Source organism: Pseudomonas sp. EA_65y_Pfl2_P78, assembly GCF_963970495.1.
GTDB classification, from domain to species: domain Bacteria; phylum Pseudomonadota; class Gammaproteobacteria; order Pseudomonadales; family Pseudomonadaceae; genus Aquipseudomonas; species Aquipseudomonas baetica_A.
Map to the genome: position 1 here is coordinate 17,365 of NZ_CAXAON010000009.1, position 25,645 is coordinate 43,009.

The following is a 25,645-nucleotide window of genomic DNA, read 5'->3' on the forward strand; positions in this document are numbered from 1 at the left end:
TGCTCGCGAAGGTGTCGGGTCAGTCGACTTAGACGTTGTCTGATATACCGCTTTCGCGAGCAAGCCCGCTCCCACATTGTTGAACAGTGTGTTTGTTAGGTTTCTGTTGGAGTCTGGCAATGCCGTTACGCGAAGAATGTCTGTGGGAAAAACTCACGCCGCAAAGGCCCGATAACACCGCGCTCAAGGGTGAGGTCAACGTCGATGTCTGCGTGATCGGTGCCGGGTTTACCGGGTTGTCGGCGGCGCTGCATCTGTTGGAGAAAGGCAAGAGCGTTTGCGTGCTGGAAGCCCATCGCGCCGGTCACGGCGGTTCCGGTCGCAACGTCGGATTGGTCAACGCCGGTATGTGGATCCCGCCGGACGAGATCGAAGCCGGGTTCGGCGAAGCCGTTGGCAGCCAGCTAAACCGCATGCTCGGTGCGGCGCCGGCGCTGGTGTTCAGCCTTGTGGATAAGTACAACATCGATTGCCAGTTGCGCCGCGAAGGCACCCTGCACATGGCACACAACGCCAAGGGGGAGGCGGATCTGCGCAGTCGTGAGCAACAATGGAAACGCCGTGGTGCCCCCGTCGAATTGCTGACCGGCAAGGCTTGCGAGCAAGCCACCGGCACACAGAAAATTGCTGCTGCGTTGCTCGACCGTCGCGCGGGGACGCTTAATCCGATGGCCTATGTCACCGGGCTGGCGAATGCGGTGATGGGGCTCGGCGGGCAGATGTTCGATCACTCCCCGGTCACTCGTCTCGAGCGTGTGGGCCCGAAATGGTCGGTACAGACCGAACAGGGTTCGGTGCTGGCCGAGCAGGTTGTCATTGCCTCCAACGCCTACACCGAAGGCGACTGGACCGAGCTCAAGCGCAATTTCTTTCCCGGTTTTTACTATCAGGTTGCCTCGGTGCCTTTGAGCGAAGACGCCGCACAGCAGATCCTTCCGGGCGGGCAGGGCTCGTGGGATACCCGGCAAGTGCTCAGCAGCATCCGCCGCGACAAAGACGGGCGGTTATTGCTTGGCAGTCTCGGTAATGGCAATCAGAAACCGACCTGGTTCCTCAAGGCCTGGGCCGACCGGGTGCAGCAGCATTACTTCCCCAATCTGAAGCCGGTCGAGTGGGAGTGCACCTGGACCGGGCGCATCGCTTTTACGCCCGATCACTTGATGCGTCTGTTCGAGCCGGCACCGGGACTGGTGGCAGTCACCGGTTACAACGGCCGGGGTGTGACCACGGGCACGGTGGTCGGCAAAGCCTTCGCCGACTATCTGTGTAACGGTAATCCTCAAGCCCTGCCGATTCCCTTTGCACCGATGCAGCCCCTGTCTGGCGCGGGGTTGCGTAGTTGCCTGTACGAGGCCGGATTCTCGCTGTATCACGCGGGCCAGTGCCTGCGCATTGTCATTTGAATGTTGAAAGATGTTGCGTAACGCGGCGCTTTTGCGCGTAGCGACTAGCCTGTAATGGTGCGGGTTGTAGCAGTCCCGCACCAGCAGTGTGCAGTTCGGTGACGCGAGCGGTTACAGGCTGGTTGCACGTCGTTTGGTGCCGCGGTTGCAATGATGGCGCACGCGGGTTGCGCCTGAAATTTTAAAAGGTTTCACCTTCCGCGGTTTAGACGGTTGCACGCCCAATGAAAATGGGAACGAAACAGTCGAAATAACAAGAAAGCAGCGACTTTTTGAAGAATAAAAAACCGATGGCACGGCCCTTGCTCTGAGCATTCAGTGAAATGAAGTCGCAGTGCCAACTAAAAAAAACCTTGGAGCACCACCTCATGTCCCAGACGTTTTACAAGAAAGGCTTTCTGGCCCTCGCAGTGGCTACTGCGTTGGGTGTTTCTGCGTTTGCTCAGGCTGACATCAAAATCGGCGTAGCGGGTCCAATGACGGGCGCCAACGCGGCATTTGGCGAGCAGTACATGAAGGGCGCCCAGGCGGCAGCCGATGCGGTCAACGCGGCCGGTGGCGTCAACGGGGAGAAAATCGTTCTGGTCAAGGGCGATGACGCCTGCGAACCGAAGCAGGCTGTGACGGTCGCCAAGGACCTCACCAACCAGAAAGTCGCCGGCGTGGTCGGTCACTTCTGCTCCTCTTCGACCATTCCAGCGTCGGAAATCTACGACGAAGCCGGCATTATTGCGATCACCCCGGGCTCCACCAACCCGCAAGTGACCGAGCGCGGCCTGAGCGCCATGTTCCGTATGTGCGGACGTGACGACCAGCAGGGCATCGTCGCCGGCGACTACATTGTCGACGTGCTCAAGGGCAAAAAAGTTGTTGTTCTGCACGACAAGGACACCTACGGCCAAGGTCTGGCTGACGCCACCAAGGCTCAGCTGATCAAGCGCGGCGTGACTCCGGTTCTTTACGAGGGCCTGACCCGGGGCGAAAAAGACTTCAGCACCATCGTGACCAAAATCCGTGGCGCTGGCGCCGACGTCGTCTATTTCGGTGGTCTGCACCCGGAAGCCGGTCCTCTGGTTCGCCAACTGCGTGAACAGGGCTTGAAAGACGTCAAGTTCATGTCCGACGACGGCATTGTGACCGACGAACTGGTGACCACCGCCGGTGGCCCGCAATTCGTCGATGGCGTCCTGATGACTTTCGGCGCCGACCCGCGTCTGCTGCCAGACAGCAAGGCGGTCGTCGATGCGTTCCGCAAGGCCGGCACCGAGCCTGAAGGCTACACCCTCTACGCTTACGCCTCTGTACAAGCCCTGGCTGCAGCCTTCAACGGCGCCAAGTCCAACGACGGCGAAAAAGCGGCTGTATGGCTGAAGAAAAACCCGGTCAAGACCGTCATGGGCGAGAAATCCTGGGACGCCAAGGGCGACCTGAAAGTCTCCGACTACGTGGTTTACGAATGGGACAAGGACGGCAAATACCACCAGCTGGAAAAACAGAAGTAAGGGCTGACGCGATCACCTGAACGCCATAAACCCCTGTGGGAGCGGGCAAGCCCGCTCCCACAGGAGGCGGTGGCGATAGGTAAATCGCGCTCTGACATTGCTCCGACGTAAATCTGTATTTTCCCTAGAAGAGCCGCACGCCTCAGGTGTGCAGGTTCTCACTGCGTGAGATTGCGTTATGGATGGTATTTTCCTGCAGCAACTGGTCAACGGCCTGACCCTCGGGTCGGTCTATGGCCTGATCGCCATCGGCTACACAATGGTCTACGGCATCATTGGCATGATCAACTTCGCCCACGGCGAGGTTTACATGATTTCCGCTTACCTGGCGGCAATCAGTCTGGCTCTGCTGGCTTACTTCGGTATCGAATCCTTCCCACTGCTGATGCTCGGCACGCTGATCTTCACCATCGTCGTCACGGCGGTCTATGGCTGGGTCATCGAGCGTGTAGCCTACAAACCCCTGCGTAACTCCACCCGACTGGCACCGCTGATCAGCGCCATCGGTATTTCCCTGATCCTGCAAAACTATGCACAGATCGCCCAAGGCGCGAAGCAACAAGGCGTGCCGACCCTGCTGACCGGTGCCTTGCGTGTCGACATCGGCACCGGCTTCGTGCAACTGACTTACACCAAGATCTTCATTCTGGTCGCGGCGTTCGTGGGCATGGGCCTGCTGACCTACGTGATCAAGTACACCAAACTCGGTCGTATGTGCCGCGCGACCCAACAAGACCGCAAGATGGCTTCGATCCTGGGGATCAACACCGACCGGGTGATTTCCTACGTGTTCATCATCGGTGCGGCCATGGCGGCGCTGGCGGGCGTACTGATCACCATGAACTACGGCACGTTCGACTTCTATGCCGGTTTCATCATCGGCATCAAGGCGTTCACCGCCGCGGTGCTTGGCGGGATCGGTTCATTGCCCGGTGCGATGCTCGGCGGGATCATCCTCGGGATCTCCGAGTCGCTGTTCTCCGGCCTGGTCAACTCCGACTACAAAGACGTGTTCAGCTTCTCGCTGCTCGTACTTGTTCTGGTCTTCCGGCCGCAGGGCCTGTTGGGCCGTCCTCTTGTGTCGAAGGTGTAAGCGATGTCTTCAACCACTCAAAAAAACATCGATATCAAAAAAAGCCTGGTTGAGTCGATTCTTGCCGGCCTCATTGCCTTGGTCGTGTTTGGCCCGATTGTCGGCGTCGTACTCGACGGCTACAGTTTCAACCTCGAATCGACCCGTGTGGCGTGGATTATCGCCATCGTCATGGTTGGCCGATTTGCCCTCAGCCTGTTCCTGCAAACGCCCAAGGGGCTGAAGATTCTCGACGGATTCGAGAGCACCAGTTCCGGCGTGCATGTGCTGCCAGCCGATCACAAATCAAGCCTGCGCTGGATCATCCCGTTACTGATTCTGCTGGCCGTGGCCGTGCCGTTCTTCTCTAACTCCTACCTGCTTGGCGTGGTCATCCTCGGGTTGATTTACGTGTTGCTGGGCTTGGGCCTGAACATCGTGGTGGGCCTGGCCGGTTTGCTCGATCTGGGTTACGTGGCGTTCTACGCCATCGGTGCCTACGGGCTGGCGCTGGGTTACCAGTATCTCGGTCTGGGCTTCTGGACCGTGCTGCCGCTGGCGGCGATCACGGCTGGCCTTGCCGGCTGTATCCTCGGTTTCCCGGTCTTGCGCCTGCATGGCGACTATCTGGCAATCGTGACCCTGGGCTTCGGTGAAATCATTCGTCTGATCCTCAACAACTGGTTGTCCCTGACGGGCGGCCCGAATGGCATGTCGGCACCGCTGCCGACCTTTTTCGGTCTGGAGTTCGGCAAACGGGCGAAGGAGGGTGGGATACCGTTTCACGAGTTCTTCGGCATCGCCTACAACTCTGACGTGAAGTATTACTTCATTTACGCGGTGTTGTTCCTGGTGGTGCTGGCCGTGCTGTACATCAAGCATCGTCTGGTGAAGATGCCGGTCGGCCGCGCCTGGGAAGCTTTGCGTGAAGATGAAATCGCTTGCCGTGCGATGGGCCTGAACCACGTACTGGTCAAACTGTCGGCGTTCACCATCGGTGCGTCGACGGCCGGTCTGGCCGGTGTGTTTTTCGCGACCTACCAAGGTTTCGTCAACCCGACCTCGTTTACCTTCTTCGAGTCGGCGCTGATCCTGGCCATTGTCGTGCTCGGCGGCATGGGCTCGACCATCGGTGTGGTGATTGCGGCGTTCGTGCTCACGGTGGCCCCGGAACTGCTGCGCGGCTTCGCCGAATATCGCGTGCTGCTGTTCGGCATCCTGATGGTGTTGATGATGATCTGGCGACCACGAGGGCTGATCCGCATCAGCCGTTCCGGGGTCACTCCACGCAAAGGTGCCATTCACTACGAGAGGACTGCGCCATGAGTGAAGTCGTACTCTCTGTTGAAAAACTGATGATGCATTTTGGTGGCATCAAGGCGTTGAGCGATGTCAGCCTGAAGGTCAAACGCAATTCGATCTTCGCGCTGATCGGCCCCAATGGCGCCGGCAAGACCACGGTGTTCAACTGCCTGACCGGGTTCTACAAAGCCTCCGGTGGCAAGATCGAACTCAATGTGCGCGGCCAGAAGACCAACGTCATTCAATTGCTGGGCGAGTCGTTCAAACCGACCGATTTCGTTTCGCCGAAAAGCTTCCTCAGCCGTCTGTACTACAAGATGTTCGGTGGCACCCATCTGGTGAACCGCGCAGGCCTGGCCCGCACGTTCCAGAACATTCGCCTGTTCAAGGAAATGTCGGTACTGGAAAACCTGCTGGTGGCCCAGCACATGTGGGTCAACCGCAACATGCTGGCCGGCATCCTCAACACCAAGGGCTATCGCAAATCCGAAAGCGACGCGCTCGATTGTGCGTTCTATTGGCTGGAAGTGGTCGATCTGGTGGACTGCGCCAACCGTCTGGCCGGTGAGCTCTCCTACGGCCAGCAACGCCGACTGGAGATCGCCCGGGCCATGTGCACACGGCCGCAGATCATCTGTCTCGACGAACCGGCCGCCGGCCTCAACCCTCAGGAAACCGAAGCGCTGAGCGCGATGATCCGGCTGCTGCGCGACGAGCACGATCTGACCGTGGTGCTGATCGAACACGACATGGGCATGGTCATGAGCATTTCCGACCACATTGTGGTGCTGGACCACGGTATCGTTATCGCCGAGGGCGGGCCCGAAGCCATCCGTAATGATCCAAAAGTGATTGCCGCCTATCTGGGCGCCGACGAAGAGGAGCTGGTATGACTCAACCGATCCTCGAACTCAAAGACCTCGACGTGTTCTACGGTCCGATCCAGGCACTCAAGGGTGTTTCGCTGCAGATCAATGAAGGCGAAACCGTCAGCCTGATTGGCTCCAACGGCGCGGGCAAGTCGACGTTGCTGATGTCGATCTTCGGCCAGCCGCGAGCGGCGAGCGGGCAGATCCTCTATCAAGGCGTCGACATTACCCACAAGTCTTCGCACTACATCGCCTCCAACGGCATCGCGCAGTCGCCAGAAGGACGACGGGTGTTCCCCGACATGACCGTCGAGGAAAACCTGTTGATGGGCACCATCCCGATTGGCGACAAACACGCCAAAGAGGATATGCAGCGCATGTTCACGCTGTTTCCACGGCTTGAAGAACGGCGCAATCAGCGAGCGATGACCATGTCTGGCGGCGAACAGCAGATGCTCGCCATCGCCCGCGCGTTGATGAGCCGGCCGAAGTTGTTGCTGCTCGATGAGCCGAGCCTGGGCCTGGCGCCGATTGTGGTGAAGCAGATTTTCGCCACTCTGCGCGAGCTGGCGAAAACCGGCATGACCATTTTCCTCGTCGAGCAGAACGCCAACCATGCGCTGAAGCTGTCGGATCGGGCGTATGTGATGGTCAACGGCGAGATTCGCCTCACGGGTACGGGGAAAGAGTTGCTGGTGAACGAGGAGGTGCGTAACGCCTATCTGGGCGGGCACTGAGTTATCCCCAGATACACACAGCCCCGGCGACGCAAGTCCCGGGGCTTTTTCATTCCTCGAACCACCACAGCCCCTTGTGGGCGCAAGCTCGCTCCCGCAGTTGATATGCGCAAGTTCCAGAATTGTGGAAAACAAATTCCCCAACCTGCCAAAGCGCGACATATAGACGCTGCAATTGGCTGTTTTTCCACAGTTTTGACTTGTCCCCGTTTGCTGTGGAGCCGGCTGTGAATAACGTGGTAGTAGCTGGCTGCGAGCCTTTGAAACCGTGGCTTTCAGGCGTGTGATTGTTTTTTGATCAGGCTTTTTTGCGTGAGTGACAGACGCCGTTGTCAACCTTTTTATGGGGCGTGTATTGCCGTCGACCCGAGGTTGGTCAGGCTGTGGATAAGTCTGTGATTAAACTCTGGAAAGACTCCGCTAAGCGGCGTAATGACTGGCTTCGCGCAATCATCGCGGTGACTGCTCGGTCGTGCAAAATGCCATGTCCCGCACATCTGCCGCTTCAGGGTCAAGCAAAAAACTTTCTATTCGTCCCGCAAAGCCTTGTGTGGCGAGGCTTTACGCGTTTCCACTTGCCCCCGGAAACTGTGGAAGGGCCTGTGGATAAGGTGCGTGCACATGGCTACAAGCCACGTTCGCTATAGCGTTGGCGCTGCTGGTTGTTTTTTGCACAGTTCGCGAGTGTTGCTCGTGATTGCGAGGCCGGGCATGCTGCCACCTGATTTTCTATTTCAAGGGCTGCCTTGGCGGCCGAAGCAAGGAGAACACGATGTCCAACACCCTGTTTATCACTGGCGCGACGTCCGGTTTTGGTGAAGCCTGTGCCCGCCGTTTTGCCGAGGCTGGCTGGAAACTGGTGCTGACCGGCCGTCGTGAAGAACGCCTCAATGCCCTGTGCGCCGAACTGTCCAGGCAAACCGAAGTGCATGGCCTGGTGCTCGATGTGCGTGATCGCAAGGCGATGGAGGCGGCGATTGCCAACCTGCCGCCATCGTTCGCCAAGCTGCGTGGCCTGATCAACAACGCCGGTCTGGCGCTGGGCGTCGACCCTGCGCCGAAATGCGATCTGGATGACTGGGACACGATGGTCGACACCAACGTCAAAGGCCTGATGTACGCCACGCGTTTGCTGCTGCCGCGCCTGATCGCCCACGGTCGTGGCGCTGGCATCGTCAATCTTGGTTCTATCGCCGGCAACTATCCGTATCCGGGCAGCCATGTGTACGGCGCGACCAAGGCGTTCGTTAAGCAGTTCTCGCTGAACCTGCGTTGCGACTTGCAGGGCACGGGTGTGCGGGTCAGCAACATTGAGCCGGGGCTGTGTGAAAGCGAGTTTTCGCTGGTGCGTTTTGCCGGCGATCAGGAGCGTTACAACGCGACCTACGCCGGTGCCGAGCCGATCCAGCCGCAGGACATCGCCGAGACGATTTTCTGGGTCATGAATGCGCCGGCGCACATCAACATCAACAGCCTTGAGCTGATGCCGGTGAGCCAGACCTGGGCGGGTTTTGCCATCGAGCGCAACAAGGTTTAGAGCCAGCAGCCTGTGCCGAGCGAGCACGCTTGGCACAGGTCACAGGCAGCCCATCAACGAAGATAGGCCGCCAGTCCGCTGTAGCAGGTCGCAAGGTGATAGGGCGTGGTCGAAGGCATGTCCTTGCGGCTGACGTCACCTTGTTCATCGCGGCACTCATGCCAGCCACCGGCATGCAGAAAGCGCTGTTGCAATGCTTGCAATTGATGCAGCACCACAGCCTCGCTGTCGGGGCGTAAGGTCAGCGCCCGCAGATATTCGGCCTGCGCCCAGATCCGTTGAGTCGAATCTTTCGGGCGTCCGTCCAGTTCCAGATCAAGCATCGCCCGCACGGCGCCGCACGGCTGCTGCACACCGAATTGCTCGGTAAACGCGAACGCCTTGTCCAGCGCCGAATGCAGTTTCGAGCCGCGCAACAGCGCCGAGGATTGCAGCAGGAAGTACCACTCGAACTGGTGCCCCGGCTCGTACCAGTTATCCACAGCCCCGAGCGGTTTCTCCATCAACACGCCATGTTGTGGATCGATGAACCGCTTGTGCATGGCTGTGCATAACTCAACGAGCGCTTGTTGCGTTGCCGCGTCTTCACGCACTGACAAGGTCGCGAGAAAGGCTTCGGCCAAGTGCATCAGCGGGTTCTGCAACGGGCCGGTTTGCAGGGTGATCCAGTCGCGCTCAAGGCACGCTTCGTACAAGCCGTCACCGGTCGCAAAACGGCGGCCGATGATTTCCAGTGCGGCATTGAGCGTCGACTCCACCAGCGGCTCACGGGACTTGTCCCAGTAATGTGCGCAGGCGAACAGGATAAAGGCGTGGGTATAGAGATCCTTGCGCTGATCCAGCGGTTTGCCCTGTGGATCAATGCTGTAGAACCAGCCGCCATGTTCGCCATCGTGGAAGTGTCGTTGCAGCGAGCGAAACAGCGCGGCCGCGCGATCTTCGGCGTTATCCACAACCCCGATCAGGCTGGAAAACAGATATAGCTGTCGCGCGCAGGCCATCGCCCGATAGCGTTGCGGTGGCAGCGGCTGATGCGCGGCGTCCAGCGCCTCGTAAGGCAGCGCCATGTCGGCGTTCCAGCCCGGGCCTTGCCAGAGGGGCACGATCACGTTGACGAAATGCTGTTGCACGTCGCTGAACAGGGCGGTCAATTCAGGCAGGGACTTGGAGCGGGAAGCGAGGGGCATGGGCGGACGTCGTCACGGCTGGGGCGATTGCGCGACATGGTAGCAGACAGCATGGGGGGAGCGATGCGGTGTCTGATCGGCCGTCTTCGCGAGCAAGCCCGCTCCCACCATGGATTTAGGGTAAACACAAAACCTGTGGGCTTGCTCGCGAAGGGGCCTGCTCAGGCGATAGAAATCAACCGGCCAGCAACCACGCACCCGTCACCGCCGAAGCAGCACCCGCCAGGCGCACCAGCGGCGCAGCAGCCTGAGGCAGAAAACGAACCACCGCATAACCAGCGGCATGCAGCGCAGCGGTCGCCGCCACAAATCCCGTCGCATACGCCCAGGGACTCGACATGTCCGGCAACTCCAGGCCATGCGCGACACCATGGAACAGCGCAAACAACGCCGTCGCCGCCACCGCCATCACCAATGGCGGACGCACCGCCAGCGCAACCGCCAGGCCCAGCGCCAGCACCGACGCCGCAATCCCGCTTTCCAGTGCCGGCAACTCCAGCCCTTCAAAACCGAGCATGCCGCCGATCAACATGGTGCCGACGAAGGTGCACGGCAGCGCCCAACGCGCCGCGCCTTGCTGCTGAGCCGCCCACAAACCGACGGCAATCATCGCCAGCAAATGATCGAGGCCGCCCATCGGATGGCTGATACCCGCGATCAAGCCACTGTCGCCATGCCCTGGGTGAGCAAAGGCCAGCGCGGGGGTCAGCAGCAGCGCCAGGGCGCCCAGAATACGTTTGAATGTCATGGATAAGCTTCCTTGTTGATAAGTGAATCAGGCTGCGGTCAGCAGGCCCTGGCGTTCGATGAAGGCGATGATCGCTTCCAGGCCCTGACCGGTTTTCTGGTTGCTGAACACAAACGGCTTGCCGTTGCGCATGCGTTTTGTGTCGCTGTCCATCATGTCCAGCGAGGCGCCGACCAGCGGGGCGAGATCGATCTTGTTGATCACCAGCAGGTCGGACTTGCAAATACCCGGCCCGCCCTTGCGCGGCAGCTTGTCGCCGGCCGAAACATCGATCACGTAGATCGTCAGGTCGGACAGTTCCGGGCTGAACGTCGCCGAAAGATTGTCGCCGCCGGACTCCACCAGAATCAGATCCAGCCCCGGGAAGCGTCGGTTCAGTTGATCGACCGCTTCGAGGTTGATCGAGGCGTCCTCGCGGATCGCCGTGTGCGGGCAGCCACCGGTTTCCACGCCGATGATCCGCTCCGGTGCCAGGGCTTCATTGCGCACCAGAAAATCGGCGTCTTCGCGGGTATAGATGTCATTGGTGACCACGGCGAGGTTGTAGCGCTCGCGCAGTGCCAGACACAGGGCCAGGGTCAATGCGGTTTTGCCGGAACCGACCGGGCCGCCGATACCGACGCGCAGAGGTTGTGTGTTCATATGCTTCTCCAAAATAACGGGCCCTAGGAACGGAACAGGCGGCTGTACTGGCGCTCATGGGCCATGCACGCCAAGGACAGACCGAACGCGGCGCTGCCGATGTGTTCGGGGTTGATTCGGGTGGCGTCCTGCTGTGCCTGTTGCAGCAGCGGCAGCAGTTCGCTGGTCAGGCGCTGGGCGGCTTGCTGGCCCAGCGGCAGGGTTTTCATCAGAACGGCCAGCTGGTTTTCCAGCCAGCTCCACAGCCACGCGGCGAGGGCGTCCTGCGGGCTGATGCCCCAGGCACGGGCGGCCAGCGCCCAGCCGAGGGCCAGATGCGGTTCGGTGCACTGCTCAAGAAAATCGCGTGCGGGTGCGTCCAGTTCCGGCAAGCCGTTGAGCAGTTGCTGCAACGAGTAACCCATCTGCCGGCTCTCCAGATGCAACTCGCGGGTCTCACGGCTGGCGCGGTGGGTTTCGCAGATCTGCAGCAGTTCGCCCCAGTTTTCATCCGCCGCGGCCTGACAATGGGCGAGCAGCAGCGGCGCTTCGAATCGGGCGAGGTTGAGCAGCAACTGATCACTGATCCAGCGGCGAGCGCTGTCCGGGTTGTTGACCCGGCCGTTATCCACCGCCATTTCCAGGCCTTGCGAATAGCTGTAGCCGCCAATCGGCAATTGCGGACTGGCCAGGCGCAACAGCGCCCAGGCCGGATTCACAGACGCACGCCGAACTGGTGGAGTTTGGGCGCGTAGTTGAAGTCTTCGTCGCCGTGGCGCGAATGGTGATGGCCGCCGCCGTAGGCACCGTGCTCCGGCTGGAACGGCGCTTCGATGGCTTCGACCTGCGCGCCGAGTTGCTCGAGCATCGCCTTGAGCACGTAATCATCGAGCAAACGCAGCCAGCCCTCGCCGACTTGCAGGGCAACGTGGCGATTGCCCAAGTGGTAAGCGGCGCGGGTCAGTTCAAAGGCATTGGCGCAGGTGACGTGCAGCAGTTGTTCGGGGCGGGCGCAAACTCGAACGATGCGTCCGTCTTCAGCCTGTAGGCATTCGCCGTCATACAGCGGTGCCTGACCGCGCTCCAAAAACAACCCGACGTCTTCACCTTCGGCACTGAAACAGCGCAAACGGCTTTTGCTCCGTGCTTCGAAGGTCAGGTGCAACTCGGCGGCCCAGAGGGGTTGAGGGTCGATTCTGCGATGAATCACCAGCATCGGAAAGCTTCCAGCAGTGGACAATACTCAGGCTAGAGCAAGGGGCTTGCCAATCGGACGAGATGTAGGAAATCCCTGTCGGAGCGTAGTGGATGTTTCAAGATGTTGCGGGAATTTGAGAGGTTTTGGTGCATGAAGATTTTTACATGCACCAAATGGAGGCCGAGACGCTGATCCAATTGTGGGAGGGGGCTTGCTCCCGAAAGCGGTGTGTCAGGCAGGCATGTTTCGACGGGCACACTGCATTCGGGAGCAAGCCCCCTCCCACAGGAGATGTATGACTATTTGGAGGGAGGAGGGTTATTCGGTACTGCCCAGCCCTTGCCAGTGCTTGAGACCGATAAAGATGAAGCGCAATTGCTGGGTGATCTTCGCCTGAGGCGTCAGATGCTCCGGCAAGGCTTCGGCGGGCGGGTCGATGATGTCCGGCAGGGTGGCGAAAACGGATTTGACGATCAGGTCGGCCATCACGCTCAGGCCGGCTGCGTCCAGGTGCTGAAGCTTGGGCATCAGCCCAAGGTCAGCCGCCAGGTCTGCGCTGATGTTTTCGCGCAAGCGGCCAATCGCCTGTCGCACCGGTTGCGAGCCGCCGTACTGCTCACGGGCCAGAAACAGAAATTGCGAACGGTTGGCGCTGACCACATCAAGAAAGATGCGCACCGACGCATCGATAATGCCGCCCATGACGAATTCGTTGTGGCGCACCAAGCGGATGGTCTCGCGGAAGGTCTGGCCGACTTCACTCACCAGCACCAAGCCCAATTCGTCCATATCGGCAAAATGCCGATAGAAACCGGTGGGCACGATTCCGGCGGTTTTCGTCACTTCGCGCAGGCTCAGGCTGCCGAATCCTCGGCCGCTTTCCATCAAGTGGCGGGCAGCGTCCATCAGGGCGTTGCGGGTCTGTTGTTTCTGTTCGGCGCGGGGCAGCATCGCAGGACGTGTTCTTTGGCAGGACAAGCGCCGCACTCTAGCAAATCGGCTTTATCGGCGTCGAACGGCAGCGGGGATGCAACGGAGGGAAATCGCGACTTCTTTAACGCTGTGGCTGAAAAGTCAAAAGCCCAATCGGGGAATTGGGCTTTTTTTCCAGGCCACCACGGGCTTAGCTTAAAGCGGCGTTGCGTTCGATCACACGGTCACCACCACCTTCGGCGAGCGCCTGGCCTTGTGGGGTTTTGTCGTAACCGTCTTCAACCAGGCCTTTTTGTTCGAGGCGGTTGCGACCGTTTTCGGCGAGCGCCTGGCCTTGTGGAGTTTTGTCGTAGCCATCTTCAGCCAGGGTCTGGCCTTGTGGCGTGCGGTCGGAACCGTCAGCAGCAACGGTCTGGCTGAACACGGAGTAGCTGGTTTTGACTTGTGGAGTCGCCTGTTCGGCAGCGGGCAGGGCGAAAGCAGTGCTGGCTAGCATCGACAGGGTAAGGCTGAGCAGTAATTGGCGTTTCATGATGGGTTGCTCCTTGGGAGGGCGATAAAGTGGGTACGAGGGCAATGCTACTCTCGATAAGTCGATATAAAAGTTCATAAACGCAATGGTAATAATCAACAGAATTGATTGTTCTGACGGGAGGCTCTAGAACGGGCCTTTCAGGGTGACGGTTTTGCACCTTGGTGGGTATTTTCGACCCACTCGCGCCTCACAAAAGTGCGGGGGGCGGTAACGCTGTTCGACCAATCGGTCAGATTTGCGTGGCTTTTTCCGCCCAGATCCGGCTTTCGATTAAACCTGCGGGCCTTTTGCCAGTCACAGAATTCATGAGGGCCGCTTTGGCCCGCCGTTTCAGCCGTTCGCCGTGATGTGGGCGTGCGGTCGTCATCAGGAGCTTTGTGCATGACGCGCACCGGAAAAATCTTCAGTTGGACCTTCGCCACCCTTGTGCTGCTCTTGGCCGTGCTGGTCCTGATCATCGTGTTCTTCGACTGGAACCGGATCAAACCGCCGCTCAATGCCAAAGTCTCGCAAGAACTGCATCGACCATTTGCCATTAACGGCAACCTGGCGGTGATCTGGCAGCGTGAACCGGATGAAGGGGGCTGGCGTGCCTGGATACCCTGGCCGCATGTGGTCGCCGAGGACTTGAGCCTGGGCAATCCGGGCTGGTCGAAGACGCCGCAGATGGTCACGCTCAAGCGCGTTGAGCTGCGCATCTCGCCTCTGGCGTTGTTGGCGCAACGTGTGGTCATCCCGCGCATCGACCTGACCGAGCCCAACGCTGAGCTGCAACGCCTGGCCGATGGCCGGGCCAACTGGACGTTCACGTTTGATCCCAAGGACCCGAATGCCGAACCGTCGAACTGGGTGGTCGATATCGGCGCCATCGGTTTCGACAAGGGTCATGTGACGCTTGATGATCAAACCCTCAAGACCAAGCTGGATGTGCTGATCGATCCGCTGGGCAAGCCGATTCCGTTCAGCGAAATCGTCGGTGATAAAGCCGCCAAAACCGCACAGGACAAGGGCGGCGCGCCACAAGACTACGCGTTCGCGTTGAAGGTCAAAGGCCAATATCACGGCCAGAACCTCACCGGCCAAGGCAAGATCGGCGGGTTGTTGGCGTTGCAGGACGCGAGCAAACCGTTCCCGCTGCAAGCCCAGGCGAAAATCGGCGACACCCGCATTGAATTGGCCGGCACCCTGACCGACCCGCTCAACCTCGGCGCCCTCGACCTGCGCCTGAAACTGGCCGGTGCCAGCCTCGGCAACCTCTACCCGCTGACCGGCGTGACCCTGCCGGATACGCCCCCGTATGCAACCGACGGCCATCTGATCGCCAAGCTGCATGACGCGGCGGGCGCGACATTCACCTATGAGCAATTCAACGGCAAGATCGGCGGCAGCGACATCCATGGCGACCTGACCTACATCGCCAGCCAGCCACGGCCAAAACTCAGCGGCGCGCTGGTATCCAATCAATTGCTGTTCGCTGACCTCGCGCCGTTGATCGGTGCTGACGCCAATGACAAGCAAAAGGCCCGGGGCGGCGAGAGCAAGCAACCGGCCGATAAAGTGCTGCCGGTCGAGGCATTCAAGACCGACCGCTGGCGGGCGATGGACGCGGATGTTGAATTCACCGGCAAGCGCATCGTCCACAGTGAAAAACTGCCGCTCACCGACCTCTATACCCATCTGAAACTCGATGACGGTGAGCTCAGCCTGGAACCGCTGCGCTTCGGCGTCGCGGGCGGCAATCTCGACGCACAGATCCGCCTCAACGGGCGCACCGAACCTTTGGAAGGCCGGGCCAGATTGACTGCGCGCAAGTTCAAACTCAAGGAACTGTTCCCGACGTTTGAGCCCATGAAGACCAGTTTTGGTGAGCTCAATGGCGATGCCGATATCAGTGGTCGCGGCAACTCGGTTGCCAAGTTGCTGGGCGGCGCCAACGGCAGCCTGAAGATGCTGATCAACGACGGCGCGATCAGTCGTGAGTTGATGGAGCTGGCCGGTCTCAACGTCGGCAACTACGTGGTCGGCAAGATCTTTGGCGACAAGGAAGTGAAGATCAACTGCGCGGCGGCGGACTTCGACATCAAGACCGGTTTGGCGACCACGCGACTGTTTGTCTTTGATACCGAGAACGCGATCATTTACGTCGACGGCACAGCGAACATGGCCACCGAGCAACTGGACCTGACGGTGACCCCCGAATCCAAGGGCTGGCGTCTGATCTCGCTGCGCTCGCCGCTGTATGTGCGTGGCAAGTTCATCAAGCCCGATGCCGGGGTCAAAGCGGTGCCGCTGTTGCTGCGCGGGGCGGGGATGGTGGCGTTGGGGGTGATTGCTGCACCGGCGGCAGGGCTGCTGGCGTTGGTGGCGCCCAGTGGCGCAGAGCCGAATCAGTGTGCGCCGCTGCTTGAGCAGATGAAGGCGGGCAAGGCGCCGGTGACCGTCAAGCCAAGCAAGTAAATCTACAGCGCCTGTCAGGACGCCATCGCGGGTTTGCCCGCGATGGCAATTTCGAAGGTTTAGAGGTCGTTCAGAATGTCCGCCATGTCATCGGCATGTTCTTCTTCCTGAGCCAGAATATCTTCGAAGATACGCCGGGTGGTCGGGTCTTTATCACCGATGTACTGAATGATCTCGCGGTAGCTGTCGATAGCGATCCGTTCGGCCACGAGGTCTTCGTAGACCATTTCCTTCAAGGTGTTGCCGGCCACGTACTGGGCGTGGGACATCTTGGACAACAGGTCGGGGTTGAACTCAGGCTCGCCGCCCAATTGCACAATGCGTTCAGCCAGGCGGTCAGCGTGCTGCGCTTCCTGAATGGCGTGTTCGAGGAATTCGTCGGCGGCCACGCTGGCTTTCAAACCGTTGGCCATGAAGTAGTGGCGCTTGTAGCGCAAGACGCAGACCAGTTCGGTGGCCAGCGATTCGTTGAGCAAGCGCAGCACCTCTTCACGGTTGGCGCTGTAGCTTTCGGTGACGGCACCGTTTTCAACGTGTTGCCGTGCGCGCTCGCGCAGGGTTTGAACATCAGACAAATGCAGGTCGCTCATTTCAGTCTCCTGGAGGCTAATCCGATTGGCGCCACGTTCTACAGTCGTGATCGCCTACCCAGGTTGTGAGTCTTGAGCGACGCAAAAAGTTTTATGGGATTTTTTGCGGTCTTGACGCCCGTCATCCAAATGCTTACCGGTGGGGCTGATGGTGGCGGGGGGGGCAGGCTGCTCATCGAGTTGTCATGTTCAGGGCGGATGCTTGGCGGGCGTTTTGCACGCCTTGCATCCACTCACCGACCACAAGGATGTTTGCCCATGTCGACGCGTTATCCACTGGTGCTGGTGCCGGGCATGCTCGGGTTTATCCGGCTGGTGTTTTATCCGTATTGGTTCGGGATCATCAAGGCGTTGCGCCGTGGTGGTGCGACGGTGATTGCCGTGCAGGTGTCGCCGCTCAACTCGACCGAGGTGCGCGGTGAGCAGTTGCTGCGGCGCATCGAGGAGATTTTGCGCGAGACCGGCGCGGCCAAGGTCAACCTGTTCGGTCACAGCCAAGGCTCGCTGACGGCGCGTTATGCGGCGGCCAAACGTCCGGATCTGGTGGCTTCGGTGACCTCGGTCGCCGGGCCCAATCACGGTTCGGAGCTGGCCGATTACCTGCTCAAGCACTACCCCGCGGACAGTGCCAAAGGGCGCGTTCTTGATGCGTTGCTACGCGCTATCGGCTGGATGATGGCGTTACTCGACACCGGTTATCACGGGCCGAAACTGCCGGTGGATATCCATGCCTCGCATCACTCGCTGACGACAGCAGGCGTGGCGCTGTTCAATCAGCGTTATCCACAGGGGCTGCCCGACACCTGGGGCGGGCACGGGCCGGAAGTGGTCAATGGCGTGCGTTATTACTCGTGGTCGGGGACGTTACAGCCGGGCAAGACCGATCGCGGCGGTAATCTGTTTGACGGCACCCATCGCAGCTGTCGGCTGTTTGCCACGACGTTCGAACGTGAAGCGGGGCAGTGTGACGGCATGGTCGGGCGTTACAGCTCGCATCTGGGCACGGTGATTGGCGATGACTTTCCTCTGGATCATTTCGACATCGTCAACCAGTCGCTGGGGCTGGTCGGGAAGGGGGCTGATCCGGTGCGGCTGTTTGTCGAGCATGCGGCGCGGCTCAAGGCTGCCGGGGTCTAGCGGTCAGCCCAAGTGAGCGTTCTTCGCGAGCAAGCCCGCCCCCACAGGAAAATGCAGGCCAAATGGGGCAGTGGGCTTGCTCGCGAAGAGGCCGGATCAGGCAACGCGGCGTTTATGGCCCAGCACGGTGGTCCAGCGCTCGGAAAGAATCACCCCTCCCAAGGTCAACAACCCGCCGACCAAGTGATACATCGCCAATTGCTCCTTTAGCACCAGCGCCGCAATCAGCGCCGTGATCAACGGCAGCAGGTTAAAGAACAGTGTGGTGCGGCTCGGCCCCAGGCGCTGCACCGCCTGCATCCACGCCAATGGCGCCAGCATCGAAGCCAACAGACACGCGTACAACACCAACGGAATGTTCTGCAGGGTCAGGCCGGTTTTCGGCGAAACAGCAAACAGCGGAAACAACACCACAATCGCCACCAGCACCTGCAAATACAGCAACACCAGCGGCGGCAAACGCAGCTGCCATTTCTTCAGCAACGTGCTGTAAACCGCGTACGCCAGGGTGGCGATCAGCATCATCGCGTCCCCCAGATTCACCCCGTGTTGCAGCAGCGCGCCGAGGCTGCCGGACGACACCACCACCAGCACACCGGCAAACGACAGCACGGCACCGACCAATGCACCGGCGGTCAGGCGCTGGCCCAGGCTGATGATCGCCATGGCCAGCGACATCAAGGGCATCAGCGACAGGATGATGCCCATGTTGGTCGCTGTGGTCAGGGTCGCTGCGAAATAGGCGAGGCTTTGGTACACCGCCATGCCGAGCACCCCGAGCACAAAGATTTTGCCCAGGTTCGGGCGGATCTTCGACCAGTGGGCAATCACCGGTTTGAGCATGAACGGGGTGAACAGCAAGCCGGCGAGCAGCCAGCGGTAGAAACCGATTTCGGCCGGGAAGATCGCGCCGACGGCGAGCTTGTTGATCACGGTGTTGCCGGCCCAGATAAAAATCGCCAGCAGGGGAAAAGCGTATTGCATGCGTTGAAACCAGAACGTTAATGAAGCGTGATTATCCTCTGTCTGGATACAGCCCTATACTTCGAACCGGACAACCTGCCTCTGAAACCGGACAGCATGAACAGCAAACACATCGATCTGCTGGATTTCAGCGAACTGCCGTCGACGGTGTACTTCCGTTACGCCGACTTCAACGCCCACGAATTCGCCGCGCCGCACCGCCATCCGTGGGGCACGCTGGAGTATGCGGCTCATGGCGTGCTGCACATGGACGTCGACGGCAGCCGTTTCATGTCGCCGCCGCAATACGCGGTGTGGGTGCCGCCGCAGGTCGAGCACAGTTTCTACAGCCATCAACCGGTCAATTATCGGGCGGTGTGTCTCGCGCCCAAGGTCTGTGCCGAGTTGCCGGCGCGGGCTTGCACGCTGGCGATCAGCGACATTCTCAAGGCGATCCTCAAGGACTTCGCCGCCCGCGACGTGAAGATCCCCGAACACGATGCCGATCAGCGTCTGGCCCAGGTGCTGGTCGATCAACTGCAACAGGCGCCGGTGCATGAGTGTTACCTGCCGTATGCCAGTAGTCCCGGTTTGCTATCGATCCTCGACGCGTTGCAGGCCTATCCGGGCAACAACCAGCCGTTGGCACAGTGGGCGGCGCAAGTGCATGTCAGCGAACGCACGCTGGCTCGGCAGTTCGTGCGCGAACTGGGGATGAGTTTCGGTGAGTGGCGCCAGCGCCTGCGCTATCTCGCCGCGATCGATGCACTGGAAACGTCGCGCAGCGTGCAGGAAATCGCCTTCGACCTGGGTTACAGCAGTGGCTCGGCGTTTATCGCCATGTTCGCCCGTCAGGCCGGATGTACGCCGGAGCAGTACCGGCGCAGCCACCTGGAAGGCAGGAAGGTGTAACAAGATTTGGCTACACTTCTGCGTAGGCCGCATCCATCGGTGCGGCGACAAGGAGAAAACTCCATGAAGATGTTGCGTGTCCCTTTGTTGATGATCGGTCTGCTGCTGTGCTTCCAGGGTTTTGCCGCCACCGCGCAACAGAACAAAATGACCACCTGCAATGCCGATGCGACCGCCAAGAGCCTGAAAGGCTATGCGCGCAAAACGTTCATGAGCACCTGCCTCAAAGCCGCGCCAGCAGCCAACGATGGCAAGGCGATGACGCCCCAGCAGCAGAAAATGAAAACCTGCAACGCTGATGCGAAAACCAAGGCGTTGACCGGCGATGCACGCAAGACTTTCATGAGTGATTGCCTGAAGAAAAAGTAATCAGCAGGGATATGCGGCGAACGGGCCGGCCTCTTCGCGAGCAGGCTCGCTCCCCCATTGAAATGCGTACCCCAGTGGGAGCTAGCCTGCTCGCGATGGGGCCATTGAGCGCACCCACACCCTTCGCCCCTGCATATTCCTAGTGCTCCCCCCGGATCGCTGGCAGACTGCCCATCCTTTTACGCCGTTCGTTTTGAGGCTGTATGCCAACGTTTTCTCAGCGTCATGTTGTGTTCTGGGTCAGTTGCATCATCATTTTCGGCGGTTTGCTGCTGGTGTTGCCGCTGCGCTTGCTGCCCAGTCTGTTGGCCGGATTGTTGGTGTTCGAATTGGTCAACATGCTCACCCCGCAACTGCAACGGCTGATTGAAGGCCGCCGCGCACGTTGGCTGGCGGTGGCGTTGCTCGGTACGCTGGTGGTCAGTGTGCTGGCGCTGCTCTTCGCCGGCGCCATCAGTTTCCTGCTGCACGAAGCGGAAAATCCCGGGGCGTCGCTCGACAAATTCATGGGCGTGATTGATCGCGCGCGCGGTCAGTTGCCGCCGTTCATCGACGCCTACCTGCCGGGCAGTGCGGCGGAATTTCGCGTGGCGATCGGCGAATGGGCCGGCAAACACCTGGCCGATCTGCAACTGGTGGGCAAGGACGCAGCGCACATGTTCGTCACGCTGCTGATCGGCATGGTGCTTGGCGCAATCATCGCGCTGCAGCGCATACCGGACGTGACCAAGCGCAAGCCGCTGGCCGCCGCACTGTTCGACCGCTTGCACCTGCTGGTGCAGGCGTTTCGCAACATCGTCTTCGCGCAGATCAAGATTTCCCTGCTCAACACCTTCTTCACCGGCATCTTCCTGGCGGTGATCCTGCCGATGTTCGGCATCAAACTGCCGCTGACCAAAACCCTGATCGTGCTGACCTTCCTGCTCGGCCTGCTGCCGGTGATCGGCAACCTGATGTCGAACACCCTGATTACCATTGTCGGTCTGTCGCTGTCGATCTGGGTGGCGCTGGCGGCGCTGGGCTACCTGATTTTTATCCACAAGCTCGAATACTTTCTCAACGCGCGCATTGTCGGCGGGCAGATCAGTGCCAAGTCGTGGGAGTTGCTGCTGGCGATGCTGGTGTTCGAGGCCGCGTTCGGCCTGCCGGGGGTGGTGGCGGGGCCGATTTACTACGCGTATCTCAAGAGTGAGTTGAAGCTGGGCGGGATGGTTTGATTCAGATTTTGTAGTGTTTGAGCGGGCCTCTTCGCGAGCAGGCCCGCTCCCACATTTGACCGCATTCCTTCAGCTAGAATGCAATCCAGTGTGGGAGCGGGCTTGCTCGCGAAGGGCGCACCGCCGATTTCGGATCAGGCCATGGCGCCATAACGCTTCATGGCTTCAATCGCCAGACCGCTGCCGATGCTGCCAAAGATATTGCCTTCGACATGTCGCGCATTCGGCAGCATCGCCGAGACGCTGTTGCGCAGCGCCGGAATGCCGCTGGAACCACCGGTGAAGAACACCGTATCCACCTGACCTACCGATACATTGGCGTCGTTCAACAGTTGCGTGACGCTGCCGCGAACCCGTTCCAGTTGCGCGTCGATGGCTGATTCGAACAGGGCACGGGTCAGTTCCACGCTCAGCCCGGCTTCGATGCGATCCAGCGGCACATGCCGGCTGTCGGTATGCGTGAGCTGAATCTTGGTCTCTTCCACTTCCATCGCCAGCCAGTGCCCGGCGCGTTGTTCGATCAGTTTGAACAGGCGATCGATGCCGCCGGTGTCTTCGATGTCGTAGCGCATGCTGCCCAGCGCCAGGCTGGATTTTTGCGAGTACACCGAGTTGATCGTGTGCCAGGTCGCCAGGTTCATGTGGTGGCTGGTCGGCATGTAGGCGCCGCTCTTCATACGGCTGCCGTAGCCGAACAGCGGCATCAGGCCTTGCAGGCTCAGTTGTTTGTCGAAGTCGGTACCGCCGATGTGCACGCCACCCGTGGCGAGGATGTCGTCGTGACGGTTATCCACACCGCGACGCTCGGGCGACAGACGCACCAGCGAGAAGTCGGACGTACCACCGCCGATGTCGACGATCAGTACCAGCTCTTCTTTCTCGATGGTCGACTCGTAGTCGAAGGCCGCGGCAATGGGTTCGTACTGGAATGACACGTCCTTGAAGCCGATCTTGCGCGCGACTTCTACCAACGTGTCTTCGGCTTCCTGGTCGGCCAGCGGATCGTCATCGACGAAAAACACCGGACGGCCCAGCACCACTTGCTCGAATTCCCGACCGGCGGCGGTTTCGGCACGGCTCTTGAGCTGACCGATGAACAGACCGAGCAAGTCCTTGAACGGCATCGCGGTGCCCAGGACGCTGGTGTCGTGCTTGATCAACTTGGAGCCGAGCAGGCTCTTGAGCGAGCGCATCAGCCGGCCTTCGTAGCCTTCCAGGTACTCGTGCAGCGCCAGGCGACCGTACACCGGACGGCGCTCCTCAATGTTGAAGAAGACCACTGACGGCAGGGTGATCTTGTCGTCTTCCAGCGCGATCATCGTTTCCATGCCGGGGCGCAGCCAGCCGACGGTGGAGTTGGACGTGCCGAAGTCGATGCCGCAGGCACGGGCTGGAGAGGCGTTGTTCATGTCTTTCGGGTTCCGGTCAAAAAACGGCCGCGCAGTGTATGTCAGTGCGCGGCAGATTCGAAGGCCGGTCATCAGCTATTTCACGAGCACGCTGGGTTGAAAGTCTCAGCTTTGCCCCAAACTTGCTGGCATGGGCAGGCAGACATACCGGCGGTCGCAAGAACCGCCGCCCACTGCCGATAAACTTCTGTTGCGCCACCCGGTCACAAGTTTGAGATCGGTCAACCCGGCACGCGCAAATAGGCGCATGCTGGCATCGGCGCGAAATCGATAACGGATGGTGACTCCTTCAATGGACTTCAAAGACTATTACAAGATACTCGGCGTGGAGCCGACAGCAGACGACAAGGCCATCAAGGCGGCCTATCGCAAGCTGGCGCGCAAATACCACCCCGATGTCAGCAAGGAAAAAGACGCCGAGGCCAAGTTCAAGGATGCCTCGGAAGCCTATGAAGCGCTGAAAAGCGCGGACAAACGCGCCGAATACGACGAACTGCGCCGCTATGGCCAGCACGGACAACCGTTCCAGGGGCCACCGGGCTGGCAGAGCCGTGGCGGCTTTGGCGGCGGTCAGGACACCGGCGACTTCTCGGACTTCTTCAGTTCGATCTTCGGCAATCGCGGCCCCGGTTTCGGTGGCGGCGAAGGTCGGCAACAACGCAGTACGGGACGCCGAGGGCAAGACGTGGAAATGGAACTGCCGGTTTTCCTTGAAGAGACGCTTTCGAACGAATCCAAGAAAGTCACCTTCCAGGTGCCGCAATACAACGCTAACGGCCAGCACGTCAGCAACACCACCAAGAGCCTGAACGTGAAGATCCCGGCAGGCGTGGCCGACGGCGAGCGCATCCGCCTCAAAGGCCAGGGCGCACCGGGCATCGGTGGCGGGGCGAATGGCGATCTGTACCTGACGATTCGTTTTGCGCCGCACCCCAAGTTCGATGTCGAAGGCGACAACCTGATCATCACGCTGCCACTGGCGCCGTGGGAGCTGGTGCTGGGGGCTGAAGTGGCCGTGCCGACCCTGACCGGCAAGATCAACCTCAAAGTGCCGGCCGGCAGCCAGAACGGTCAGCGCATGCGGGCCAAGGGTCATGGTCTGAAAAACAAGGCGGGCGAGCGCGGTTACCTGTTCGTGCAGCTCAAGGCCGTCATGCCGAAAACCGCAGACGATGAGGTCATCGCGTTGTGGCAGGAACTGGCGAAGAAAGCCGCCTTCAATCCGCGAGAGAACTTCTGAACCCAGCGACGGAGTAGCCCAACATGAGCAGCCCCCTGATCGTTCAACTGGACATGGCAGAATTCTGTGAGGCAGCCGATTTATCGGACGTCTACGTGATCGAAATCGTCGAACACGGCATCCTCGAACCTCAGGGCGCACAGCCCCGGGACTGGCGTTTCACCGACTACGAACTGGCCCTGGCCAAACGCGCCGCCAAGTTGCGGCGCGATCTGGAGCTGGAGTGGGAAGGGGTGGCGCTGGCGCTCGATCTGCTTGAGGAGGTTCGCCAACTGCGGGCCGAGAACCGCATGCTCAAGCAGCGGTTGGGGCGCTTGGTGGTCGAATAGCTTGTCTGATGTCGATCGGTTGTTTGGGCATGGCCCTTCGCGAGCAAGCCCGCTCCCACAATTGGCATGCGGACTTCGGTGCGCAGTGAAATGCGGACTTCTGTGGGAGCGGGCTTGCTCGCGAAGAACGATAACGCGCTAATCCTGACTAAACGTTTCTGGGCAACACCACGCTGAAGCGCGTCCCGTCAGCCTCGTTCGAGCTGACTTCAATCGTCCCGCCATGGGCGCTGACCACTTCCTTGACGATGAACAAACCCAACCCCAGGCTGGTTGACGGCTGACCGAGTTGCTCGTCGGCGCTGCGCACCAACGGGTCGAAAATCGTGCCAATCGCCTCTTCGGGAATCGGCGTACCGTGGTTATGCACTGACACAAGCACGCTGTCGCCTTCGCCCCTGAGGTCGATCGCTACGTCGCGTTGATTCGAACCATGCTGCAAGGCATTGCCGATCAGATTTTGCAGCAACTGATCGATCCGCCCCGCGTCCCACGTTCCGTGAGTGTCGCCGCTGATTTTCAACGTTGGATGGCACTGCGGATTGCCGGCGCGGGCCTCGGCAATCGCTGCCCTTGCAGCGTCGGCCATGTCCATTGGCACTGACTCGATCGGCAGGCTCTTTCCCAGACGACAGCGCACCAGTTCGAGTAAGTCGCTGACCATCGACGCCATGTGCCGGGCGCCACGCTTGATGTTCAGGGCACAGGTCAGCGCATCTCCCTCCAGACTGGTTTTGCGCAAGAGCAATTCGCTGGACATGCTCACCGCTTGCAGCGGCACGCGCAAATCGTGCCCCAGGATGGCGAGAAAAATGTCCCGCGAACGCTCGACCTGCTCGGCGTATGCCGCAGTCGACTCGGCCAACGCTTGGTCGATGGCTTCGTTGAAACGGATCATGTCCTGGAAGTACACCATCTCCGGCGTCCCCAGACTTTCGACCCAGCGGCGGATCACGCAGGCGCGCAAGTGGCGAAACTCCGAGGTCATCTGCACCAGATCAAAACCGACGGTGTGGCGCAGTTCGCCATGGCTGGAGCCGGCCTGATTGAGGCTGGGGGTTACTTCCAGGCCTTCACCCTTGGCTTTGGCCGCTTGCTCGTCGGGGCTCTGCGGTTTGTTCATGTCCCGTGCGGCGGCCAGCAGGATGGCCTTGGCGTGATCACGCAACGCGGTCGAGTCCAGATAATCGGCGGCGGGCGTAATGGTGCCTGCGAACTCCTCCCATTCATCGACGATACGATCAACGTGTTGCCTGATGAATTCGGATAGGCGCATGGCAGGTTCCCTTCTGGATTGTTTCGGGATATTAACCTCTTTGTAGCCCCTGCCACAGTACCGTTGATACGTATCGGAAAGTTTCTATTGTACTGATAGTAC

Annotated in this window: 25 protein-coding genes; 14 read left to right on the forward strand and 11 right to left on the reverse strand. The window is 60.0% G+C overall.

From position 1 onward, the window contains the following. The first annotated feature begins 119 nt into the window (after positions 1-119). From amaA to AACY02_RS10050, 7 genes are all read left to right on the forward strand, one after another. Positions 120-1,403: an L-pipecolate oxidase gene (gene amaA, locus AACY02_RS10020; RefSeq protein WP_339431791.1), complete on the forward strand. Its 1,284-nt coding sequence runs from the start codon at positions 120-122 to the stop codon at positions 1,401-1,403. Positions 1,404-1,771: 368 nt separating this feature from the next. Continuing rightward, entirely contained in the window at positions 1,772-2,905 is a 1,134-nt protein-coding gene (locus AACY02_RS10025) for an ABC transporter substrate-binding protein (protein WP_221733066.1), read from the forward strand. A 178-nt stretch (positions 2,906-3,083) separates the two neighbouring features. Continuing rightward, complete coding sequence (locus AACY02_RS10030) at positions 3,084-3,998, forward strand: ABC transporter permease subunit (RefSeq protein WP_221733065.1); 915 nt, start codon at positions 3,084-3,086, stop codon at positions 3,996-3,998. 3 nt (positions 3,999-4,001) lie between these two features. Next, positions 4,002-5,303 (forward strand): high-affinity branched-chain amino acid ABC transporter permease LivM, encoded by a 1,302-nt coding sequence (gene livM / locus AACY02_RS10035; protein ID WP_339431792.1) that lies wholly within the window; start codon positions 4,002-4,004, stop codon positions 5,301-5,303. Next, positions 5,300-6,172 (forward strand): ABC transporter ATP-binding protein, encoded by an 873-nt coding sequence (locus AACY02_RS10040; protein ID WP_339431793.1) that lies wholly within the window; start codon positions 5,300-5,302, stop codon positions 6,170-6,172. Before livM ends, AACY02_RS10040 begins: the two co-directional genes overlap by 4 nt. After that, on the forward strand, positions 6,169-6,885 hold the full coding sequence (locus tag AACY02_RS10045) for an ABC transporter ATP-binding protein (protein ID WP_339431794.1): 717 nt from the start codon (positions 6,169-6,171) through the stop codon (positions 6,883-6,885). Before AACY02_RS10040 ends, AACY02_RS10045 begins: the two co-directional genes overlap by 4 nt. Before the next feature lie 772 nt (positions 6,886-7,657). Next, positions 7,658-8,422: an SDR family oxidoreductase gene (locus AACY02_RS10050; protein WP_339431795.1), complete on the forward strand. Its 765-nt coding sequence runs from the start codon at positions 7,658-7,660 to the stop codon at positions 8,420-8,422. 53 nt (positions 8,423-8,475) lie between these two features. Here the strand turns inward: AACY02_RS10050 and AACY02_RS10055 are convergent, their stop codons facing one another. The 7 genes from AACY02_RS10055 to AACY02_RS10085 form a co-directional block, all read right to left on the reverse strand. Next, positions 8,476-9,609 (reverse strand): AGE family epimerase/isomerase, encoded by a 1,134-nt coding sequence (locus AACY02_RS10055; RefSeq protein WP_339431796.1) that lies wholly within the window; start codon positions 9,607-9,609, stop codon positions 8,476-8,478. Between the two features lie 175 nt (positions 9,610-9,784). Next, entirely contained in the window at positions 9,785-10,357 is a 573-nt protein-coding gene (locus AACY02_RS10060) for a HupE/UreJ family protein (RefSeq protein ID WP_339431797.1), read from the reverse strand. A 27-nt stretch (positions 10,358-10,384) separates the two neighbouring features. Further along, positions 10,385-10,999 (reverse strand): urease accessory protein UreG, encoded by a 615-nt coding sequence (gene ureG, locus AACY02_RS10065; RefSeq protein WP_339431798.1) that lies wholly within the window; start codon positions 10,997-10,999, stop codon positions 10,385-10,387. A 23-nt stretch (positions 11,000-11,022) separates the two neighbouring features. Next, on the reverse strand, positions 11,023-11,697 hold the full coding sequence (locus AACY02_RS10070; RefSeq protein WP_339431799.1) for an urease accessory protein UreF: 675 nt from the start codon (positions 11,695-11,697) through the stop codon (positions 11,023-11,025). Next, positions 11,694-12,194 carry an urease accessory protein UreE gene (gene ureE / locus AACY02_RS10075; protein ID WP_339431800.1) on the reverse strand — a complete coding sequence of 167 codons (501 nt, stop codon included), beginning with the start codon at positions 12,192-12,194 and terminating at the stop codon, positions 11,694-11,696. Before ureE ends, AACY02_RS10070 begins: the two co-directional genes overlap by 4 nt. Positions 12,195-12,494: 300 nt before the next feature. Further along, positions 12,495-13,127 carry a TetR family transcriptional regulator gene (locus AACY02_RS10080; RefSeq protein WP_339431801.1) on the reverse strand — a complete coding sequence of 211 codons (633 nt, stop codon included), beginning with the start codon at positions 13,125-13,127 and terminating at the stop codon, positions 12,495-12,497. A 172-nt stretch (positions 13,128-13,299) separates the two neighbouring features. Further along, on the reverse strand, positions 13,300-13,641 hold the full coding sequence (locus AACY02_RS10085; RefSeq protein WP_339431802.1) for a hypothetical protein: 342 nt from the start codon (positions 13,639-13,641) through the stop codon (positions 13,300-13,302). Positions 13,642-14,025: 384 nt separating this feature from the next. Between AACY02_RS10085 and AACY02_RS10090 the strand changes: the two genes are divergently transcribed. Then, complete coding sequence (locus AACY02_RS10090) at positions 14,026-16,101, forward strand: AsmA family protein (RefSeq protein ID WP_339431803.1); 2,076 nt, start codon at positions 14,026-14,028, stop codon at positions 16,099-16,101. Positions 16,102-16,160: 59 nt separating this feature from the next. Here AACY02_RS10090 and AACY02_RS10095 read toward each other — a convergent pair whose 3' ends face one another. Beyond that, positions 16,161-16,691, reverse strand: coding sequence for a ferritin-like domain-containing protein (locus tag AACY02_RS10095; protein WP_221732851.1), 531 nt, complete (start codon positions 16,689-16,691; stop codon positions 16,161-16,163). A 258-nt stretch (positions 16,692-16,949) separates the two neighbouring features. On the opposite strand from AACY02_RS10095, the gene AACY02_RS10100 reads away from it, so the two are divergent. After that, a complete protein-coding gene (locus AACY02_RS10100) occupies positions 16,950-17,828 on the forward strand; it encodes a triacylglycerol lipase (RefSeq protein ID WP_339431804.1) in 879 nt (292 codons plus the stop codon). 96 nt (positions 17,829-17,924) lie between these two features. On the opposite strand, the gene AACY02_RS10105 is transcribed toward AACY02_RS10100, so the two are convergent. After that, positions 17,925-18,812: a DMT family transporter gene (locus AACY02_RS10105; RefSeq protein WP_339431805.1), complete on the reverse strand. Its 888-nt coding sequence runs from the start codon at positions 18,810-18,812 to the stop codon at positions 17,925-17,927. A gap of 96 nt (positions 18,813-18,908) precedes the next feature. Between AACY02_RS10105 and AACY02_RS10110 the strand changes: the two genes are divergently transcribed. From AACY02_RS10110 to AACY02_RS10120, 3 genes are all read left to right on the forward strand, one after another. After that, positions 18,909-19,703 (forward strand): AraC family transcriptional regulator, encoded by a 795-nt coding sequence (locus AACY02_RS10110; RefSeq protein ID WP_339431806.1) that lies wholly within the window; start codon positions 18,909-18,911, stop codon positions 19,701-19,703. A gap of 63 nt (positions 19,704-19,766) precedes the next feature. Then, positions 19,767-20,072 carry a PsiF family protein gene (locus tag AACY02_RS10115; protein ID WP_339431807.1) on the forward strand — a complete coding sequence of 102 codons (306 nt, stop codon included), beginning with the start codon at positions 19,767-19,769 and terminating at the stop codon, positions 20,070-20,072. A gap of 203 nt (positions 20,073-20,275) precedes the next feature. Beyond that, positions 20,276-21,289 carry an AI-2E family transporter gene (locus AACY02_RS10120; protein WP_339431808.1) on the forward strand — a complete coding sequence of 338 codons (1,014 nt, stop codon included), beginning with the start codon at positions 20,276-20,278 and terminating at the stop codon, positions 21,287-21,289. Between the two features lie 134 nt (positions 21,290-21,423). Here the strand turns inward: AACY02_RS10120 and AACY02_RS10125 are convergent, their stop codons facing one another. Then, on the reverse strand, positions 21,424-22,698 hold the full coding sequence (locus AACY02_RS10125) for an Hsp70 family protein (RefSeq protein ID WP_339431809.1): 1,275 nt from the start codon (positions 22,696-22,698) through the stop codon (positions 21,424-21,426). Positions 22,699-22,990: 292 nt separating this feature from the next. Between AACY02_RS10125 and AACY02_RS10130 the strand changes: the two genes are divergently transcribed. Beyond that, positions 22,991-23,938, forward strand: coding sequence for a DnaJ C-terminal domain-containing protein (locus AACY02_RS10130; protein ID WP_339431810.1), 948 nt, complete (start codon positions 22,991-22,993; stop codon positions 23,936-23,938). Positions 23,939-23,961: 23 nt separating this feature from the next. Next, entirely contained in the window at positions 23,962-24,267 is a 306-nt protein-coding gene (locus AACY02_RS10135) for a chaperone modulator CbpM (protein ID WP_339431811.1), read from the forward strand. Between the two features lie 148 nt (positions 24,268-24,415). Here the strand turns inward: AACY02_RS10135 and AACY02_RS10140 are convergent, their stop codons facing one another. Further along, positions 24,416-25,543 carry a sensor histidine kinase gene (locus tag AACY02_RS10140; RefSeq protein WP_339431812.1) on the reverse strand — a complete coding sequence of 376 codons (1,128 nt, stop codon included), beginning with the start codon at positions 25,541-25,543 and terminating at the stop codon, positions 24,416-24,418. Between the last annotated feature and the right edge of the window lie 102 nt (positions 25,544-25,645).